Source organism: Streptomyces sp. NPDC035033 (genome assembly GCF_040636735.1).
Lineage (GTDB): Bacteria > Actinomycetota > Actinomycetes > Streptomycetales > Streptomycetaceae > Streptomyces.
Genome location: NZ_JBEZUZ010000064.1, coordinates 1 through 17,126 on the forward strand (window position 1 = coordinate 1; position 17,126 = coordinate 17,126).

Annotated in this window: 15 protein-coding genes; 11 read left to right on the plus strand and 4 right to left on the minus strand. The window is 73.2% G+C overall.

The window, feature by feature from the left end:
• The 5 genes from AB0E83_RS23940 to AB0E83_RS23960 all read left to right on the plus strand — a co-directional run.
• Positions 1 to 1,846: ComEC/Rec2 family competence protein (locus tag AB0E83_RS23940; RefSeq protein WP_362115373.1), on the plus strand; the 1,846-nt coding region annotated here is incomplete at its 5' end.
• A gap of 71 nt (positions 1,847 to 1,917) precedes the next feature.
• Entirely contained in the window at positions 1,918 to 2,535 is a 618-nt protein-coding gene (locus tag AB0E83_RS23945) for a helix-turn-helix domain-containing protein (protein WP_362115376.1), read from the plus strand.
• 5 nt (positions 2,536 to 2,540) lie between these two features.
• Positions 2,541 to 3,806 carry an MFS transporter gene (locus tag AB0E83_RS23950; RefSeq protein WP_362115379.1) on the plus strand — a complete coding sequence of 422 codons (1,266 nt, stop codon included), beginning with the start codon at positions 2,541 to 2,543 and terminating at the stop codon, positions 3,804 to 3,806.
• Between the two features lie 27 nt (positions 3,807 to 3,833).
• Complete coding sequence (locus AB0E83_RS23955; protein WP_362115382.1) at positions 3,834 to 4,697, plus strand: arylamine N-acetyltransferase; 864 nt, start codon at positions 3,834 to 3,836, stop codon at positions 4,695 to 4,697.
• A 117-nt stretch (positions 4,698 to 4,814) separates the two neighbouring features.
• Positions 4,815 to 5,702, plus strand: coding sequence for a YceI family protein (locus AB0E83_RS23960; RefSeq protein WP_362115385.1), 888 nt, complete (start codon positions 4,815 to 4,817; stop codon positions 5,700 to 5,702).
• Positions 5,703 to 5,714: 12 nt separating this feature from the next.
• On the opposite strand, the gene AB0E83_RS23965 is transcribed toward AB0E83_RS23960, so the two are convergent.
• The gene (locus AB0E83_RS23965) at positions 5,715 to 5,957 is read right to left on the minus strand and encodes a hypothetical protein (RefSeq protein WP_362115388.1); all 243 of its coding nucleotides are present in this window, start codon (positions 5,955 to 5,957) and stop codon (positions 5,715 to 5,717) included.
• Positions 5,958 to 6,034: 77 nt separating this feature from the next.
• Between AB0E83_RS23965 and holA the strand changes: the two genes are divergently transcribed.
• Positions 6,035 to 7,030 (plus strand): DNA polymerase III subunit delta, encoded by a 996-nt coding sequence (gene holA / locus AB0E83_RS23970; protein ID WP_362115391.1) that lies wholly within the window; start codon positions 6,035 to 6,037, stop codon positions 7,028 to 7,030.
• 475 nt (positions 7,031 to 7,505) lie between these two features.
• Here holA and rpsT read toward each other — a convergent pair whose 3' ends face one another.
• A complete protein-coding gene (gene rpsT / locus AB0E83_RS23975; RefSeq protein WP_123452213.1) occupies positions 7,506 to 7,772 on the minus strand; it encodes a 30S ribosomal protein S20 in 267 nt (88 codons plus the stop codon).
• Between the two features lie 207 nt (positions 7,773 to 7,979).
• Between rpsT and lepA the strand changes: the two genes are divergently transcribed.
• From lepA to hemW, 3 genes are all read left to right on the plus strand, one after another.
• A complete protein-coding gene (gene lepA / locus AB0E83_RS23980) occupies positions 7,980 to 9,848 on the plus strand; it encodes a translation elongation factor 4 (RefSeq protein WP_362115395.1) in 1,869 nt (622 codons plus the stop codon).
• Positions 9,849 to 10,063: 215 nt separating this feature from the next.
• Positions 10,064 to 11,941, plus strand: coding sequence for a long-chain fatty acid--CoA ligase (locus AB0E83_RS23985; RefSeq protein ID WP_362115398.1), 1,878 nt, complete (start codon positions 10,064 to 10,066; stop codon positions 11,939 to 11,941).
• Between the two features lie 39 nt (positions 11,942 to 11,980).
• On the plus strand, positions 11,981 to 13,222 hold the full coding sequence (gene hemW, locus AB0E83_RS23990; RefSeq protein WP_362115401.1) for a radical SAM family heme chaperone HemW: 1,242 nt from the start codon (positions 11,981 to 11,983) through the stop codon (positions 13,220 to 13,222).
• 20 nt (positions 13,223 to 13,242) lie between these two features.
• On the opposite strand, the gene AB0E83_RS23995 is transcribed toward hemW, so the two are convergent.
• Positions 13,243 to 14,049, minus strand: coding sequence for a DUF3097 domain-containing protein (locus AB0E83_RS23995; protein WP_362115404.1), 807 nt, complete (start codon positions 14,047 to 14,049; stop codon positions 13,243 to 13,245).
• Between the two features lie 10 nt (positions 14,050 to 14,059).
• Entirely contained in the window at positions 14,060 to 14,797 is a 738-nt protein-coding gene (locus AB0E83_RS24000; RefSeq protein ID WP_362115407.1) for an MBL fold metallo-hydrolase, read from the minus strand.
• A gap of 137 nt (positions 14,798 to 14,934) precedes the next feature.
• Between AB0E83_RS24000 and hrcA the strand changes: the two genes are divergently transcribed.
• Positions 14,935 to 15,954 carry a heat-inducible transcriptional repressor HrcA gene (hrcA, locus tag AB0E83_RS24005; RefSeq protein WP_362115410.1) on the plus strand — a complete coding sequence of 340 codons (1,020 nt, stop codon included), beginning with the start codon at positions 14,935 to 14,937 and terminating at the stop codon, positions 15,952 to 15,954.
• Positions 15,955 to 17,094 (plus strand): molecular chaperone DnaJ, encoded by a 1,140-nt coding sequence (dnaJ, locus tag AB0E83_RS24010; RefSeq protein WP_362115413.1) that lies wholly within the window; start codon positions 15,955 to 15,957, stop codon positions 17,092 to 17,094.
• The last annotated feature ends 32 nt before the right edge of the window (positions 17,095 to 17,126 follow it).

Sequence of the window (17,126 nt, forward strand, 5' to 3'; positions counted from 1 at the left end):
GGCCGGGGCGGGGCCGCCGCGGATCGTGGGGCCGCCGAGCGCGCTCCAGCGGACCGCCGGCGAGCTGCGGGCGGGGCTGCGGGAGGCGACGGACGGGCTCGCCCCGGACGCGCGGGCGCTGTTGCCCGGCCTGGTCGTCGGGGACACCTCCCGGATCGGCACCGAGCTGCGGGAAGCCTTCGAGGCGACCGACCTCACGCACCTGTTGGCCGTCTCCGGGAGCAACCTTTCGATCGTGCTGCTCCTGCTCGTCGGCCGCCCGGGGCGGGCGCGGCGGGTGGAGCGGGGCGGGCTCGCTCCCCGGATCGGGCTCTCGCTGCGCGGGACCGCCCTGGCGGGGGCGGGACTCACGCTGGCCTTCGTGGTCGTGTGCCGGCCCGATCCGAGCGTGCTGCGGGCGGCGGCCTGCGGGCTGGTCGCGCTGCTGGCCGTCGCGACCGGCCGCCGGAAGTCGCTGATCCCGGCGCTGGCCGCGGCGGTGCTGGTCCTGGTGCTGTACGACCCGTGGCTGGCGCGGAGTTACGGCTTCCTGCTGTCGGTGCTGGCCACCGGGGCGCTGCTGGTGGTGGCGCCGGGGTGGAGCGAGGCGCTGCGGCGGCGCCGGGTGCCGGGCCGGCTCGCGGAGGCGCTGGCCGCCGCGCTGGCGGCGCAGGCGGTGAGCGCGCCGGTCGTGGTGGTCTTCGCGGGCCGGATGAGCCTGGTGGCGATTCCGGCGAACCTCTTCGCGGAGCTGGCGGTGGCGCCCGCGACGGTGTTCGGCTTCGCGGCGCTCGCCGTGGCGCCGGTGTGGGCGGCGGGCGCGGAGGGGCTCGCGTGGGTGGCGGGCTGGCCGGCCGGCTGGATCGCCGGGGTGGCCCGGGCGGGCGCGGCGCTGCCGGGGGCGGAGCTGGCGTGGCCCGGCGGCTGGTGGGGAGGGGCGGCGCTGGCCCTCGTCACGGTCGCGGCGGTGGCCGGGGTGCGGCGGTTGCGGCACCGGACCTGGCCGGTGATCGGGGTGGTCGTGCTCCTCGTGCTCGTGGTGGCGCGACCGGTGCCGCTGGCGCGCTGGGTCACCGGCTGGCCGCCGCCCGGCTGGGTGTTCGCGATGTGCCAGGTGGGGCAGGGGGACGCGACGGTGCTCGCGGCCGGCGGGGACGCGGGGGTGGTGGTGGACGCCGGGCCGGACCCGGCGGCGGTGGACCGCTGTCTGCGCGAACTGGGCGTGAAGCGGGTGCCGTTGCTGGTGCTGACTCACTTCCACGCCGACCACGTGGCCGGTCTGCCGGGGGTGCTGAGGGGGCGGGCCGTGGCGGCGATCCAGACCACGGGCCTCGACGAGCCGCCCGGGCAGGCGGAGTTCGTCCGGCGGGTGGCGGGCGAGGCGGGGGTGCCGGTGGTGCGGGCGGAGCCGGGGGAGCGGCGGCGGGTCGGGGCGCTGGAGTGGCGGGTGCTGTGGCCGCCGGCCGGTCCGGGGCCGCCGGGCGGCGGCGGGCCGAACGACGCGAGCGTCACGCTGCTGGTGCGGGGGCCGGGCGGGGTGAGCGTGCTGTTGCTCGGCGATCTGGAGCCCCCGGCCCAGCGGGCCCTGGCGCGGGCGCATCCGGAGCTGGGCGCGGTGGACGTGCTGAAGGTGGCGCACCACGGATCCGCGCACCAGGACCCGGGGCTGACCGCGAGGGCGCGGCCCCGGCTGGCGCTGGTGTCGACGGGGCGCAACACGTACGGCCACCCCTCGCCCCGGACGCTGGCGGCGCTGGGGGCGGGCGGCGCCCGGGTGCTGCGGACCGACCGGGACGGGGCGATCGCGGTGGCGGGGGCCGGGAGGGAGCTGGTGGCCGTGGCGAAGGGAGGGAGCGCGCCCCTGTGAGGAAGTGCTTGTAAAGCAGTGCTTGTAAAGAAACCCTTGTAAAGGAGTCTTTCTATAGATAGCTTTAGATCATGCCGGAGAACAGCGCGCCACCCCCCGGGGGCGAGCAGCCCCACAGCGTCAGGCTGACCGACCCCCGGGCCCTGCGGGCCTACGCCCACCCCCTGCGCATGACCCTGGTCGGGCTGCTGCGCCGGCACGGGCCCTTCACCGCCACCCGGGCCGCCGAGCTGACCGGCGAATCGGTGGCCAGCTGCTCGTACCACCTGCGGATACTCGCCAAGTACGGGCTGGTGGAGGAGGCGCCGGGCGGGCGCGGCAGGGAGAAGCCCTGGCGGGCCACCGCCCGGTACACCGAATGGCCCGGCTACAGCGACGACCCCTCGGTCGCCCAGGCGACCGACGAGCTCAACGTGGCCGTCGCCGAGCGCTACTTCGGGCGGTTCGCCAAGGTCCTGGAGGGCCGGTCGGGCGTGTCGAAGGAGTGGCGGGAGGCCGAGCTGTTCGGGGACGCCCTCGTCTACCTCACCCCTGGGGAACTCGCCGACCTCGGGGAACGGATCGACGAAATGCTCCGGGCCTACGCGGACCGGGAGGACGACCCGGCCCGCCGGCCGCCCGGAGCGCAGCCCGTCAGCTTCCTGAAGATCGCCTATCTGGACCCGGACACCGACGACGGCAAGGAGTGACAGGCATGGCCCTCACCGCGCGGGTCCCGGCGCTGCTGCGGGAGCGGACGTTCCGCCGCTACTGGACGGGGCAGACGGTCTCGCTCGTCGGCGACCAGATCTCCCTCATGGCCCTGCCGCTCGCCGCCGTGCTCGTGCTCGGCGCCGACGCGGCCCGGATGGGCTGGCTCAAGACCCTGGAACTCCTCCCGGCCCTGCTGCTCAACCTGCCCTTCGGGGCCTGGGCCGACCGGCGGGCGAACCGTCGGCGGATCATGATCGCCACGGATCTGGGGCGGGCCGCGCTGCTGCTCACCCTGCCCGTCGCGTACGCCTTCGACCTGCTGACGCTCGGTCAGCTCTATGTGGTCGCCTTCGGCGTGGGCGCCCTGTCGGTGCTCTTCGAGGTCTGCAACTCCACGGTCTTCGCGTCCCTCGTCCCCGCCGAGCGCTACGTGCAGGCCAACTCGCTCGTGAACGGCAGCCGTTCGATGGCGTGGCTGGCCGGGCCCAGCATCGGCGGCGTGCTGGTGCAGGTGCTCACCGCCCCCGTGGCGCTGCTCGCGGACGCCCTCACCTATCTGGTGTCGGCCGGCTGCCTGGCGAAGGTGCGGGTGGACGAGCCGGCCCCGGCACCCGTGGCCAAGGGGCACTTCACGGAGGGCGTGCGCTGGGTGGTGCGGGAGCCGTCGATGCGGGCGCTCTTCGCCGCCTCCGGCACCGTGCAGTTCTTCAACTACATGTTCCACACCCTCTTCGTGCTCTACGTGACCAAGGACCTCGGCCTCGGCGCGGGTCTGCTCGGCCTGGTCCTCGGCACCGGAGCCGTCGGCGGACTGCTCGGCGCGCTGTGCAGCGGGGCGGTCGTCCGCCGGATCGGCATCGGCGGCTCCCTCGTCGCCGGCTTCCTCGGCTTCACCCTGCCGCTGGTCCTCATACCCGCCGCGGACGGGCCGCTGCCGCTTGTGGTGGGCGTCCTGTTCGCCGCCGAGTTCCTGTCCTGCGCCGGCGTGATGATCGTCGACGTGGCCGCCGGGTCCTTCCAGATGGCGCTCATACCCGACACCATGCGGGCCCGGGTCATGGGAGCCTTCCGCACCCTCAACCACGGCTTCCGCCCCCTCGGCGCCCTCACCGGCGGCGTGCTGGGCAGCGTGCTCGGCCTCCGCCCCACGCTGTGGATCGCGACCGTGGGCGCCGTCTTCGCGGTCCTCTGGCTGCTGCCCTCGCCCCTTCCGCGCATGCGCGAACTGCCCACGCGGGAAAGGGAGCCGGCCGTCACCGCCCCGTGAGGCGCGGCGAGCGGGCAGACTGCCCCCATGAGCGATCAGGAGAAGCCCGCGGGGCTGACGGACGCGGTGGTGGACCGGTACCTGAAGCGCATCGGAGCCGTACGGCCGGACCGGGCGGACGCCGGGGCGCTGCGGGAACTGCATCTGCGGCACCTGTTGTCCGTGCCCTTCGAGAACCTGTCCCTCCACCTCGGACAGGACGTCGTCCTCGACGAGGAGGCGCTGGTCGACAAGGTGACCACGGCCCGGCGGGGCGGCTTCTGCTACGAACTGAACACCGCGTTCGCCGCGCTGCTCCGGGCGCTCGGCTACCGGGTCGAGCTGCTCCAGGCGCGGGTCCTCGGACCGGACGGCCGGGTGGGGATCCCGTACGACCACATGGCGCTGCTGGTGGAGACCGCGGACGGCCGGCGGTGGCTGGCCGACGTGGGCTTCGGCGACCACAGCCACCACCCGCTGGCCTTCGACGAGCGCGGGGAGCAGGCCGACCCGGCGGGGGTCTTCGTGATCCGGGAGGCGCCGGGGGCGGACGGGGACCTCGACGTGGTGCGGGACGGCACGCCGCAGTACCGGCTGGAGCGGCGGCCCCGGGCGCTCGCGGACTTCGCGGCCGGCTGCTGGTACCACCGGACCTCGCCCGAGTCCCACTTCACCCGCGGCGTGATCTGCTCGCTGCTCACCGAGGACGGCCGGGTCAGCATCGGCGGCCGGAAGCTCTACCGGACCGTGGCCGGCGAGCGGACCGTGCGGGAACTGGGCACGGACGAGGAGCTGCGCGAGGCGTACCGGGAGCTGTTCGGCATCGTCCTCGACGAGCTGCCGGCCGGACCGGCCGTACGGGACGGCGGGAACGGGCGGGCCGAACGGGGCGGCGGGAAGGAGAACCCGTAGCCGGAATCCTCAATTCGGACTCGTCGGTAAGAAGACCGCGTTTGCCTCGAACGCCCCAGGGGTGATCGAATGCGGATTCGTTGCATGGTGAACGAGTCGCACGGGGGTGCGTTGAGGATGTTCGGTGGTCTCTTCGGGAAGCGGGGGAACGGCGGTGCGGGCCGGGGCGGTGCCCTGGCGGGGGTCGCCGTGCCCGCCTCGGCCGGGGTGGTGAGCTGCCGGGTGCTCGACCCCGTGCACGAGCCGCTGCGGCAGGCCGAGTTCGTCCTCACCGACACGGCCGGCCGCAGGGTCCTGGGCGGGGAGACCGACCCGTACGGCACCCTCCTCGCCACCGTTCCCGCCGGCGAGTACCGGATCGCCGTCACCTCCGACGGCTACACGCCGCACCACGCCGCCGTCGTGGTCGACCAGGGCGCCCACGCCGACCTCGGGGACGTCCTGCTCCAGGTCGCCCCGCAGCCGCCGCTGCCCGAGCCGGGCGACTGGCAGATCGACCCCTCCCACTCCCAGATCGGCTTCACCGCCCGGCACATCGGACTGGCCCGCATCCACGGACGGTTCAACAGCTTCGCCGGGGCGATCCGGATCGCCGACCGGATGGAGCACTCGGCGATGCACGTCGTCATCGACGCGGCCTCCATCGACACCGGCGTCCAGATGCGCGACGACCACCTGCGGTCCGGGGACTTCCTCGACGTCGGCGTCCACCCGACCATCGAGTTCTTCAGCGAGCGCTTCACCCACCGCGGCGGCACCCGCTGGAACGTCACCGGCGCGCTCAGCCTCCACGGCGTCAACCGGACCGTCACCCTGGACACCCAGTACCTCGGCCTCGGGAGCGGCCTGGAGGGCGAGACGCGCTGCGCCTGCCGCGCCACCACCGAGCTCCACCGCGAGGACTTCACCCTCACCTGGCAGACCCTCCTGGCGCGGGGGATCGCGGCGGTCGGCTCCAGCATCGCCATCGACCTGGACGTCCAGATCGTGCCGAAGACCGGCTGAGCCGCCGCGCCCCTACGGGGCCTCCAGCCACCCCTCGTACTCGGCGGCGAAGGCGTCCAGCGCCGCCGGGTCGAGCCGGCCCTCCGGGTCCTCGACCACCACCAGCCACTGCGCGTCCTCGGCGTCGTCCTCGCCGGCCAGCGCGTCCCGGACCAGCTGCGGCTCCTCGGCCACCCCGAAGCGGCCGGCCAGCTCCTCGGCCACCTCCTCGGCGGCGTCGCGGTCGGGGAGCACCAGTACGTGTCGTTCGCTCACCCGGCCATTCTCGCCCGGGGCGCCGCCCGCCCCCGGCCGGGGTCCGCTGTCGGCGGGGCGTGGGATGCTGGACCGCGATGGCCACCAGAAAGACTTCCAGCGACGACCTCCTCGGCCCCGTCACGCTCGCCGTGGGCCAGGAGGACCTGCTCCTCGACCGTGCCGTGCGGGAGGTGGTGGCGGCCGCGCGGGCCGCCGACGCCGACACCGACGTACGGGACCTCACCTCCGACCAGCTCCAGCCCGGGGCCCTCGCCGAGCTCACCAGCCCCTCGCTCTTCGCCGAGCGCAAGGTGCTGATCGTGCGCAACGCGCAGGACCTCTCGGCGGAGAGCGTCAAGGACGTCAAGGGCTACCTCGACGCGCCCGTCGAGGACATCACCCTCGTCCTCCTCCACGCCGGCGGGGCCAAGGGCAAGGGGCTCCTCGACGCGGCACGGAAGGCGGGGGCCCGGGAGGTGGCCTGCCCCAAGACGACGAAGCCCGCGGAGCGGCTGACCTTCGTCCGGCAGGAGTTCCGGACCCTCGGGCGGTCCGCCACGCCCGAGGCCTGCCAGGCCCTCGTCGACGCCATCGGCAGCGACCTGCGGGAGCTGGCCTCCGCGGTCACCCAGCTGACGGCGGACGTCGACGGCACGATCGACGAGGCGGTCGTCGGGCGGTACTACACCGGCCGCGCCGAGGCCTCCTCCTTCACCGTGGCCGACCGGGCCGTGGAGGGGCGGGCGGCGGAGGCCCTGGAGGCACTGCGCTGGTCGCTGTCGACCGGCGTCGCGCCCGTCCTCGTCACCAGCGCCCTCGCCCAGGGCGTACGGGCCATCGGCAAGCTGCTCACCGCGCGCGGCGGACGGCCCGCCGACCTGGCGCGCGAGCTCGGCATGCCGCCGTGGAAGATCGACCGGGTCCGGCAGCAGATGCGGAGCTGGACCCCGGACGGGGTGGCCGTGGCCCTGCGGGCCGTCGCGGAGGCGGACGCGGGGGTGAAGGGCGGCGGGGACGACCCCGAGTACGCCCTGGAGAAGGCGGTCGTCGCGGTGGCGCGAGCGGCCAGATCGGGTCGCGGGGGGCGCTGAGCACGGCGCGGGCCCGCCCGCCCGGCCGGCGCGGCCGCTGTCGGCGGGGCGGTGCGGTCCGCCGACGGGCCGCTGCCCGGGGCCCCACCCCGCCACCGCCGTCCCGTGGGCCCGTCCCCTTCCCGGGGACTCCGGAACCCTGCCGGGGACCCTGAAACCCCGCCGGGGTTCCCGGGACCCTTGTTGGGGGCCTCGGAACCCCGCCCCGCCGGGGCCGGCCCGCCCCCGGTGCGGCGCCCCGTGGCCGAGAACCCGGGGGCTCCCGGTGAGGCGGAGGCCCGGGGTTCTCGGGCAAGGCGAAGGCCCCGGGGCTCCTGGGGAAGGAGCGGCCGGGGCCTTCGTCGTACTGCCGGGTGGTCCGTACACGCGTGGCGAACGCGTCTCGCGTACGGGCCGGGGGGCCGGGCGGGAGCGGTAGAGAGGGTCCGCTGGGTCCCGTACGGCCGGGTACAGCCTGAGATCAGAAGATCCGGACTCAGCCCTGGAGGGAGGCGACCTTGAGCGCCAGCGCCGACTTCTTGTTGGCGGCGGCGTTCTTGTGGATGACACCCTTCGAGACGGCCTTGTCGAGCTGACGCGAGGCGGCACGGGCGGCCACGGTGGCCTTCTCGAGGTCGCCGGCGGCGACAGCCTCACGGGCCTTGCGGATCGCGGTCTTGAGCGACGACTTGACGGCCTTGTTGCGCAGGCGCGCCTTCTCGTTGGTCTTGTTCCGCTTGATCTGGGACTTGATGTTCGCCACTGAGAGAGCCTTTACAGGTTCGATGTTTCTTCAGGTATGTGCCGCGCAGCTGAGAGGGCACACGAGACACAGCTGTCCACGGTATCAGGCGCCCTCGCGGCCGCCCAAACGGGGAGTGGGAGCGCCCGAACCGGACGCCCGGCGGCGGGCATGGGACGATGGGGTCTACGTACCCGTTCCGAACACCGCCCGAGACGAGAACCCTGCGTGCCCGCGACTCCTACCAACGTGCCCGAGCCGAGCCGTACCGACCCGGCTCTGATCCGCAACTTCTGCATCATCGCGCACATCGACCACGGCAAGTCCACGCTCGCCGACCGGATGCTCCAGCTGACCGGTGTGGTCGACCAGCGGCAGATGCGCGCCCAGTACCTCGACCGGATGGACATCGAGCGTGAGCGCGGCATCACGATCAAGTCCCAGGCGGTCCGGCTCCCCTGGGCCCCCACGGAGGGGCCCGACCAGGGCCGTACGCACATCCTCAACATGATCGACACCCCCGGGCACGTCGACTTCACCTACGAGGTCTCGCGGTCGCTGGCCGCCTGCGAGGGCACGATCCTGCTGGTCGACGCCGCGCAGGGCATCGAGGCGCAGACCCTCGCCAACCTCTACCTGGCGATGGAGAACGACCTCACCATCGTCCCGGTCCTCAACAAGATCGACCTGCCCGCCGCGCAGCCCGAGAAGTTCGCCGAGGAGCTGGCCAACCTCATCGGCTGCCAGCCCGAGGACGTCCTCAAGGTCTCCGCCAAGACCGGCATGGGCGTCGAGGCGCTGCTCGACCGCGTCGTCCGGGACATCCCGGCCCCCGTCGGCGACGCCGACGCCCCGGCCCGCGCGATGATCTTCGACTCCGTCTACGACTCGTACCGCGGCGTCGTCACCTACGTCCGTGTCGTCGACGGGCAGCTCAACAAGCGCGAGCGCATCAAGATGATGTCGACCGGCGCCACCCACGAGCTGCTGGAGATCGGCACCAACTCGCCCGAGATGCTGCCGGCCGACGGCCTCGGCGTCGGCGAGGTGGGCTACCTCATCACCGGCGTGAAGGACGTCCGCCAGTCCAAGGTCGGTGACACGATCACCAGCCAGTCCAAGGGCGCCACCGAGGCGCTCGGCGGCTACAAGGACCCGAAGCCGATGGTCTTCTCCGGTCTGTACCCGCTGGACGGCTCCGACTACCCGGAGCTGCGCGACGCCCTCGACAAGCTCCAGCTCAACGACGCCGCCCTGGTGTACGAGCCGGAGACCTCCGCCGCCCTCGGCTTCGGCTTCCGCGTCGGCTTCCTCGGCCTGCTCCACCTCGACGTGATCCGCGAGCGCCTGGAGCGCGAGTTCGGCCTCGACCTCATCGCCACCGCCCCCAACGTGGTCTACCGCGTGGTCATGGAGGACGGCAGCGAGCACACGGTCACCAACCCGAGCGAGTTCCCCGAGGGCAAGATCAGCGAGGTCTACGAGCCGGTCGTCCGCGCCACGATCCTCGCCCCCAGCGAGTTCATCGGCTCCATCATGGAGCTGTGCCAGAACCGCCGCGGCACCCTCATCGGCATGGACTACCTCTCCGAGGACCGGGTCGAGATCCGCTACACCCTGCCGCTCGCCGAGATCGTCTTCGACTTCTTCGACCAGCTGAAGTCCAAGACCCGCGGCTACGCCTCCCTCGACTACGAGCCCACCGGCGAGCAGAGCAGTTCACTCGTCAAGGTCGACATCCTGCTGCACGGCGACAAGGTGGACGCCTTCTCGGCGATCACCCACAAGGACGCGGCGTACGCGTACGGCGTGCGGCTCGTCGCCAAGCTGCGCGAGCTCATCCCCCGGCAGGCCTTCGAGGTGCCCATCCAGGCCGCCATCGGCTCCCGGGTCATCGCCCGCGAGACCATCCGCGCCATCCGCAAGGACGTCCTCGCCAAGTGCTACGGCGGTGACATCTCCCGGAAGCGGAAGCTGCTGGAGAAGCAGAAGGAAGGCAAGAAGCGCATGAAGATGGTCGGCTCGGTGGAGGTCCCGCAGGAGGCCTTCATCGCCGTCCTCTCCAGCGACGAGTCCGGCGGCAAGGCCAAGAAGTAGTCAGCTCGGACGACACGAACGGGTCCGCGTGCCGACGGCACGCGGACCCGTTCGTTATCCACAGGCCCTTACGTACCGGACCGCGGCCCTCTAATCTGAAGCCCCCCGTAGGTTACTCGTGAGTTAGTTACGCATCCGTAGTTGTGGGTGCGGCGAGAAGTCGCCGCACCGACCACCGCACCGCCAACAGGCACCGCCGCCGCCCGGAGGACGACGTGAGCGACAACCAGACCCAGATCGAGAACCGGCCGCCCTCCGTCGCGGCACTCTTCCTCGAACGCGTCGAGCGGACCCCGGACGCCGAGGCGTACCGCCACCCGGTCCCCGCCGCCTCCGGCACCGGGCCGGACGACTGGAAGTCGCTCAGCTGGGGGCAGGCCGCGCAGCGCGTCTTCGCCATCGCCGCCGGCCTCATCGACCTCGGCGTCCAGCCCGAGGAGCGGGTCGCCCTCGCCTCCGCCACCCGGGTCGAGTGGATCCTCGCCGACCTCGGCGTGATGTGCGCCGGCGCCGCGACCACCACGGTCTACCCGCAGACCAACGCGGACGAGTCCGCCTTCATCCTCGCGGACTCCGAGTCCAAGGTGCTCATCGCCGAGGACGCCGCCCAGCTCGCCAAGGCGGTCGAGCGCCGCGCCGAGCTGCCCGGACTCCACCACGTGGTGGTCGTCGACCCCGAGGGCGCCGACACCTCCGACGAGTGGGTGCTCACCCTCGCCGACCTGGAGAAGCGCGGCGCCGCCCACCTGGAGAAGCACCCCGAGGCGGTCAAGGAGCGGGTCGCCGCGATCACCGCCGACCAGCTCGCCACCCTCATCTACACCTCCGGCACCACCGGCCGCCCCAAGGGCGTCCGCCTCCCGCACGACAACTGGTCGTACATGGCCAAGGCCATCGCCGCCACCGGCCTCGTCACCCAGGACGACGTCCAGTACCTGTGGCTGCCGCTCGCCCACGTCTTCGGCAAGGTCCTCACCTCCGGCCAGATCGAGGTCGGCCACGTCACCGCCGTCGACGGCCGCGTCGACAAGATCATCGAGAACCTGCCGGTGGTCCAGCCGACCTACATGGCGGCCGTCCCCCGCATCTTCGAGAAGGTCTACAACGGGGTCGCCGGCAAGGCGCGGGCCGGCGGCGGCGCCAAATACAAGATCTTCCAGTGGGCCGCCGGCGTCGCCCGCGAGTACGCCAAGACCACCCAGGACAACTTCCGCCGCACCGGCACCGCCTCCGCGCCCTTCGGCCTCACCGCCAAGCACAAGGTCGCCGACGCCCTCGTCTACGCCAAGATCCGCGAGGCCTTCGGCGGCCGGCTGCGCGCCTGCATCTCCGGCTCCGCCGCCCTCGCCCCCGAGATCGGCTACTTCTTCGCCGGCGCGGGCATCCACATCCTGGAGGGGTACGGCCTCACCGAGTCCTCCGCCGCCTCCTTCGTCAACCCCGGCGAGGCCTACCGCACCGGCACCGTCGGCAAGCCGCTCCCCGGCACCGAGGTCCGCATCGCCGACGACGGCGAGATCCTGCTCCGCGGCCCCGGCATCATGGAGGGCTACCACGGCCTGCCCGAGAAGACCGCCGAGGTCCTGGAGGCCGACGGCTGGTTCCACACCGGCGACATCGGCGAGCTCTCCGCCGACGGCTACCTCAAGATCACCGACCGCAAGAAGGACCTCATCAAGACCTCCGGCGGCAAGTACATCGCCCCCGCCGAGGTCGAGGGCCAGTTCAAGGCCGTCTGCCCGTTCGTCTCCAACATCCTCGTCCACGGCGCCGACCGGAACTACTGCACCGCCCTCATCGCCCTCGACGAGCCCGCCCTCCTCGGCTGGGCCGCCGACCACGGCCTCGCGGGCAGGTCCTACGCCGAGGTCGTCGCCGCCCCGCAGACCGAGAAGATGATCCAGGGCTACGTGGACCGCCTCAACGAGGGCCTCCAGCGCTGGCAGACCATCAAGAAGTTCCGCCTGCTCCCGCGCGACCTCGACATCGAGCACGGCGAGCTCACCCCCTCCCTGAAGCTGAAGCGCCCGGTCGTCGAGCGCGAGTACAAGGACCTCATCGAGGAGATGTACGCCGGGTCGCGCGAGGCCTGATCCCGTCGGGACGGGGGTCACCCCGGGCGGTGCGGGACAATGGACCCCATGCCTTCCGTACTGCCCGATGGTGAGCCCATGCCCGAGGACGGGGCGCTGCCCGCGCGCGCCCTGGAAGGGGCCGGGGAGCGGCCGCTCGGGTTCTATCTGCACGTGCCGTACTGCGCCACGCGGTGCGGCTACTGCGACTTCAACACGTACACCGCGAGCGAGCTGCGGGGGGCCGGGGGCGTGCTCGCCTCGCGGGACAACTACGCGGGGCAGGTCGCCGAGGAGATCCGGCTCGCCCGGAAGGTGCTCGGGGACGACCCGCGGCCGGTGCGGACGGTGTTCGTCGGCGGCGGCACGCCGACGCTGCTCGCCGCCGGCGACCTCGTGCGCATGCTGGGAGCGATCCGGGACGAGTTCGGGCTCGCGGACGATGCCGAGGTGACGACGGAGGCCAACCCGGAGTCCGTCGACCCCGCCTACCTGGCGGAACTGCGGGCCGGCGGCTTCAACCGGATCTCCTTCGGCATGCAGAGCGCCCGGCCGCACGTGCTGAAGGTCCTCGACCGGAACCACACGCCCGGACGGCCGGAGGCGTGCGTCGCGGAGGCGCGCGCCGCCGGGTTCGAGCACGTGAACCTGGACCTGATCTACGGCACGCCCGGCGAGTCCGACGACGACTGGCGGGCCTCGCTCGACGCGGCCATCGGGGCCGGGCCGGACCACGTGAGCGCGTACGCCCTGATCGTCGAGGAGGGGACGCAGCTCGCGCGGCGGATCCGGCGCGGCGAGGTGCCGATGACCGACGACGACGTGCACGCCGACCGGTACCTGATCGCCGACGCGGCCTTCGAGGAGGCCGGGTTCTCCTGGTACGAGGTGTCCAACTGGACCACCTCCGAGGCCGGGCGGTGCCTCCACAACGAGCTGTACTGGCGCGGCGCCGACTGGTGGGGCGCGGGACCCGGCGCCCACTCGCACGTGGGCGGGGTGCGGTGGTGGAACGTCAAGCACCCCGGCGCGTACGCGGCGGCGCTCGGGGCCGGGAGGTCGCCGGGGGCCGGGCGCGAGGTGCTGTCCGACGAGGACCGGCGGGTCGAGCGGATCCTGCTGGAGCTGCGGCTGCGGGAGGGGGTCGAGCTGGGGCTGCTGAAGCCGGCGGGACTCGACGCCTCGCGGAAGGCGCTGGAGGACGGGCTGCTCGACGCGGGACCGTACGCCGCCGGGCGGGCCGTGCTGACCCTGCGGGGGCGGCTGCTGGCGGACGCGGTGGTGCGGGACCTGGTCGACTGAGGGGCCGCGGCCCCGGCCCGCTAGCCCGCCGTCACGAAGTCGATCAGTTCCTCCACGCGGCCCAGGAGCGCCGGCTCCAGGTCCTTGTAGGACGTGACGCGCTTCAGGATGGCCTGCCAGACCGCGCCCGTGTTCTCGGCGGGCCAGCCCAGGGCCCGGCAGGTGCCGGTCTTCCAGTCCTGGCCGCGGGGGACCTCCGGCCAGGCGGGGATGCCGAGGACGGAGGGCTTCACCGCCTGCCAGACGTCGATGTACGGGTGGCCGACGACCAGGACGTGCTCCGAGGTGACCTCGGCGGCGATCCGGGACTCCTTGGAGCCCGGCACCAGGTGGTCGACGAGGACGCCCAGCCGGGCGTCCGGGCCCGGGGCGAAGTCGGCGACGATCTCCGGGAGGCGGTCGACGCCCTCCAGGTACTCCACCACCACGCCCTCGATCCGCAGGTCGTCGCCCCAGACGCGCTCGACGAGCTCGGCGTCGTGGCGGCCCTCCACGTAGATGCGGCTCGTCCGCGCCACGCGCGCGCGTGCGCCGGGCACGGCGATCGAGCCGGAGGCCGTACGGGCGGGGCGCGCCGGCCCGCCGGACGCGGGGCGGACCAGGGTGACGACCCGGCCCTCCAGGAGGAAGCCGCGCGGCTCCAGCGGGAAGACCCGGTGCTTGCCGAAGCGGTCCTCCAGCGTCACCGTGCCCGCCTCGCAGCGGATCACCGCCCCGCAGAAGCCCGTCGAGACCTCCTCCACGACCAGGTCGGGGTCGGCCGGGACCTCGGGCACGGGGGCCCGCTTCTTCCAGGGGGGCGTCAGATCCGGGTCGTAGCTGCGCATTCCGGGGACGCTACGACACCCGGAAGCGGCGTGCCAGTTCATCGCGCTGGCGTCGGACGAACGCCGCGTCGACGACCGCGCCGTGACCGGGGACGTACAGGGCGTCCTCGCCGCCGAGGGCGAGGAGGCGGTCGAGGGCGTCGGGCCAGCGGGCGCCGAACGCGTCCGGGCCCGCCTGGGGCTCGCCGGACTCCTCGACCAGGTCGCCGCAGAAGACCACCTCCCGGTCGCCCGGCACGAGGAGGACCAGGTCGTGGCCGGTGTGGGCCGGTCCCACGTTGGCGAGGAGGACCTGCCGGCCGCCCAGGTCGAGGGTCCGCTCGCCGGTGACGACGTGGCGCGGGGCCACCAGCGCCTCCGCCGCCTCCGCCGCGGCCCGCTCCTCGACGCCCTGCCGCACCGCGTCCGCGTACAGCTCCTCGCGGGTCCGGGCGGAGGACAGCAGCTCCTCGGTGCCGACCGCGCCGAAGACCTCCGCGCCGGCGAAGGCCGCGGTGCCGAGGACGTGGTCGAAGTGGGGGTGGCCGAGTGCGATGTGCGTCACGCGCCGGCCGCCGGTGACCGCCTCCGCCTGGGCCCGGATCCCGGCGCCCTCGGCGAGCGTGGCGCCGGTGTCGTACAGCAGCACGGCCCGTTCTCCCACGACGAGGCCGGTGGTGGCGTCCCAGCCGGGGAGCCGCCGCCGGCCCACCCCCGCCGCGAGCCGTTCCCACCCCTGCGCCGCCCAGACCGCCTCGTCGATGTCCATGGGAGCGACGCTAGCGGGTCCGCCTCCTTGCCAGGAACGACGGGCCCGGCCGTACACTGGCCGGGGGTTTCCTGGCACTCGGACAGGGCGAGTGCCAAAAGCGGAGCAACCGGAACGGCGGAACGGGAGGTGTGCGCGTGCTGAGCGAACGCAGACTCGAGGTGCTGCGCGCCATCGTCCAGGACTACGTCGGGACCGAGGAGCCGGTGGGTTCCAAGGCGCTCACCGAGCGCCACAAGCTCGGTGTGTCGCCCGCCACCGTGCGCAACGACATGGCGGTGCTGGAGGAGGAGGGGTACATCGCCCAGCCCCACACCAGCGCCGGCCGGATCCCCACCGACAAGGGCTACCGCCTCTTCGTGGACCGGCTGGCCGGCGTCAAGCCGCTCTCGACCCCCGAGCGGCGCGCCATCCACAACTTCCTCGACGGGGCGGTGGACCTCGACGACGTCGTGGGCCGCACGGTGCGGCTGCTCGCGCAGCTGACCCGGCAGGTCGCCGTCGTCCAGTACCCCTCGCTCACCCGTTCCTCCATCCGGCACGTCGAACTGCTGTCGCTGGCCCCCGCCCGGCTGATGCTCGTCCTCATCACGGACACCGGGCGGGTCGAGCAGCGGGTGATCGACTGCCCCGCGCCCTTCGGCGAGACCTCCCTCGCCGACCTGCGGGCCCGGCTCAACAGCCGGGTCGGCGGCCGTCGCTTCGCCGACGTGCCGCAGCTGGTGCAGGACCTCCCCGAGTCCTTCGAGGAGTCCGAGGACCGCGCCACGGTCTCGACCGTGCTCGCGACCCTCCTGGAGACGCTCGTGGAGGAGCACGAGGAGCGGCTGATGATCGGCGGCACCGCCAATCTCACCCGCTTCGGACACGACTTCCCCCTGACGATCAGGCCCGTCCTGGAGGCCCTCGAGGAGCAGGTCGTGCTCCTCAAGCTCCTCGGCGAGGTCAAGGAATCGGGCATGACCGTACGCATCGGGCACGAGAACGCCTACGAGGGGCTGAACTCCACGTCCGTCGTCTCGGTCGGCTACGGTTCGGGCGGCGAGGCAGTCGCCAAACTCGGCGTGGTCGGACCGACCCGCATGGACTACCCCGGAACGATGGGAGCGGTACGCGCAGTGGCACGTTACGTCGGACAGATCCTGGCGGAGTCGTAAGTGGCCACGGACTACTACGCCACACTCGGCGTGCGCCGCGACGCTTCCCAGGACGAGATCAAGAAGGCCTTCCGCCGCCTCGCCCGCGAGCTTCACCCGGACGTCAACCCGGACCCGAAGACGCAGGAGCGGTTCAAGGAGATCAACGCCGCCTACGAGGTCCTGTCGGACCCGCAGAAGAAGCAGGTCTACGACCTCGGCGGCGACCCCCTCTCCGCCTCCGGCGGCGCGGGCGCGGCCGGCGGCTTCGGGGCCGGCGGCTTCGGCAACTTCTCCGACATCATGGACGCCTTCTTCGGCACGGCCTCGCAGCGCGGACCGCGCTCGCGGACCCGCCGCGGCCAGGACGCCATGATCCGCCTGGAGATCGACCTCAACGAGGCGGCCTTCGGCACCACCAAGGACATCCAGGTCGACACGGCCGTCGTCTGCACCACCTGTTCGGGCGAGGGCGCCGCGCCCGGCACCTCCGCGCAGACCTGTGACATGTGCCGCGGCCGCGGCGAGGTCTCGCAGGTCACCCGGTCCTTCCTCGGCCAGGTCATGACCTCCCGGCCCTGCCCCCAGTGCCAGGGCTTCGGCACCGTCGTCCCGACCCCGTGCCCCGAGTGCGCGGGCGACGGCCGGGTCCGCTCCCGCCGCACGCTGACGGTGAAGATCCCGGCCGGCGTCGACAACGGCACCCGGATCCAGCTCGCGGGCGAGGGCGAGGTCGGCCCCGGCGGCGGCCCCGCCGGCGACCTGTACGTCGAGATCCAGGAGACCCCGCACGAGGTCTTCCAGCGGCGTGGCGACGACCTGCACTGCACGGTCACCATCCCGATGACGGCGGCCGCGCTCGGCACCAAGGTGCAGCTCCAGACGCTCGACGGCCTGGAGGAGATCGACATCCGCCCGGGCACCCAGTCCGGTCAGTCGGTCCCCCTGCACGGCCGGGGCATCACGCACCTGCGGGGCAACGGGCGCGGCGACCTGATCGTCCACGTCGAGGTCCAGACCCCGACGAAGCTCGACCCCGAGCAGGAGCGCCTCCTGCGCGAACTGGCCAAGCTGCGCGGCGAGGAGCGCCCCACGGGCCAGTTCCAGCCTGGACAGCAGGGCCTGTTCTCGCGGCTGAAGGACGCGTTCAACGGGCGCTGAGCGGGTGGGCCCGCGCTGCTGGGGGTCCGGGG

What these genes read in the sequence shown, in the direction of transcription:
- holA (WP_362115391.1), top strand. Translation starts at nt 6,035, where the DNA reads ATGGCCACCAGAAAGACTTCCAGCGACGACCTCCTCGGCCCCGTCACG.
- AB0E83_RS23960 (WP_362115385.1), top strand. Translation starts at nt 4,815, where the DNA reads ATGTTCGGTGGTCTCTTCGGGAAGCGGGGGAACGGCGGTGCGGGCCGG.
- hemW (WP_362115401.1), top strand. Translation starts at nt 11,981, where the DNA reads ATGGACCCCATGCCTTCCGTACTGCCCGATGGTGAGCCCATGCCCGAG.
- AB0E83_RS23950 (WP_362115379.1), top strand. Translation starts at nt 2,541, where the DNA reads ATGGCCCTCACCGCGCGGGTCCCGGCGCTGCTGCGGGAGCGGACGTTC.
- AB0E83_RS24000 (WP_362115407.1), bottom strand. Translation starts at nt 14,797, where the DNA reads ATGGACATCGACGAGGCGGTCTGGGCGGCGCAGGGGTGGGAACGGCTC.
- AB0E83_RS23995 (WP_362115404.1), bottom strand. Translation starts at nt 14,049, where the DNA reads ATGCGCAGCTACGACCCGGATCTGACGCCCCCCTGGAAGAAGCGGGCC.
- AB0E83_RS23955 (WP_362115382.1), top strand. Translation starts at nt 3,834, where the DNA reads ATGAGCGATCAGGAGAAGCCCGCGGGGCTGACGGACGCGGTGGTGGAC.
- AB0E83_RS23945 (WP_362115376.1), top strand. Translation starts at nt 1,918, where the DNA reads ATGCCGGAGAACAGCGCGCCACCCCCCGGGGGCGAGCAGCCCCACAGC.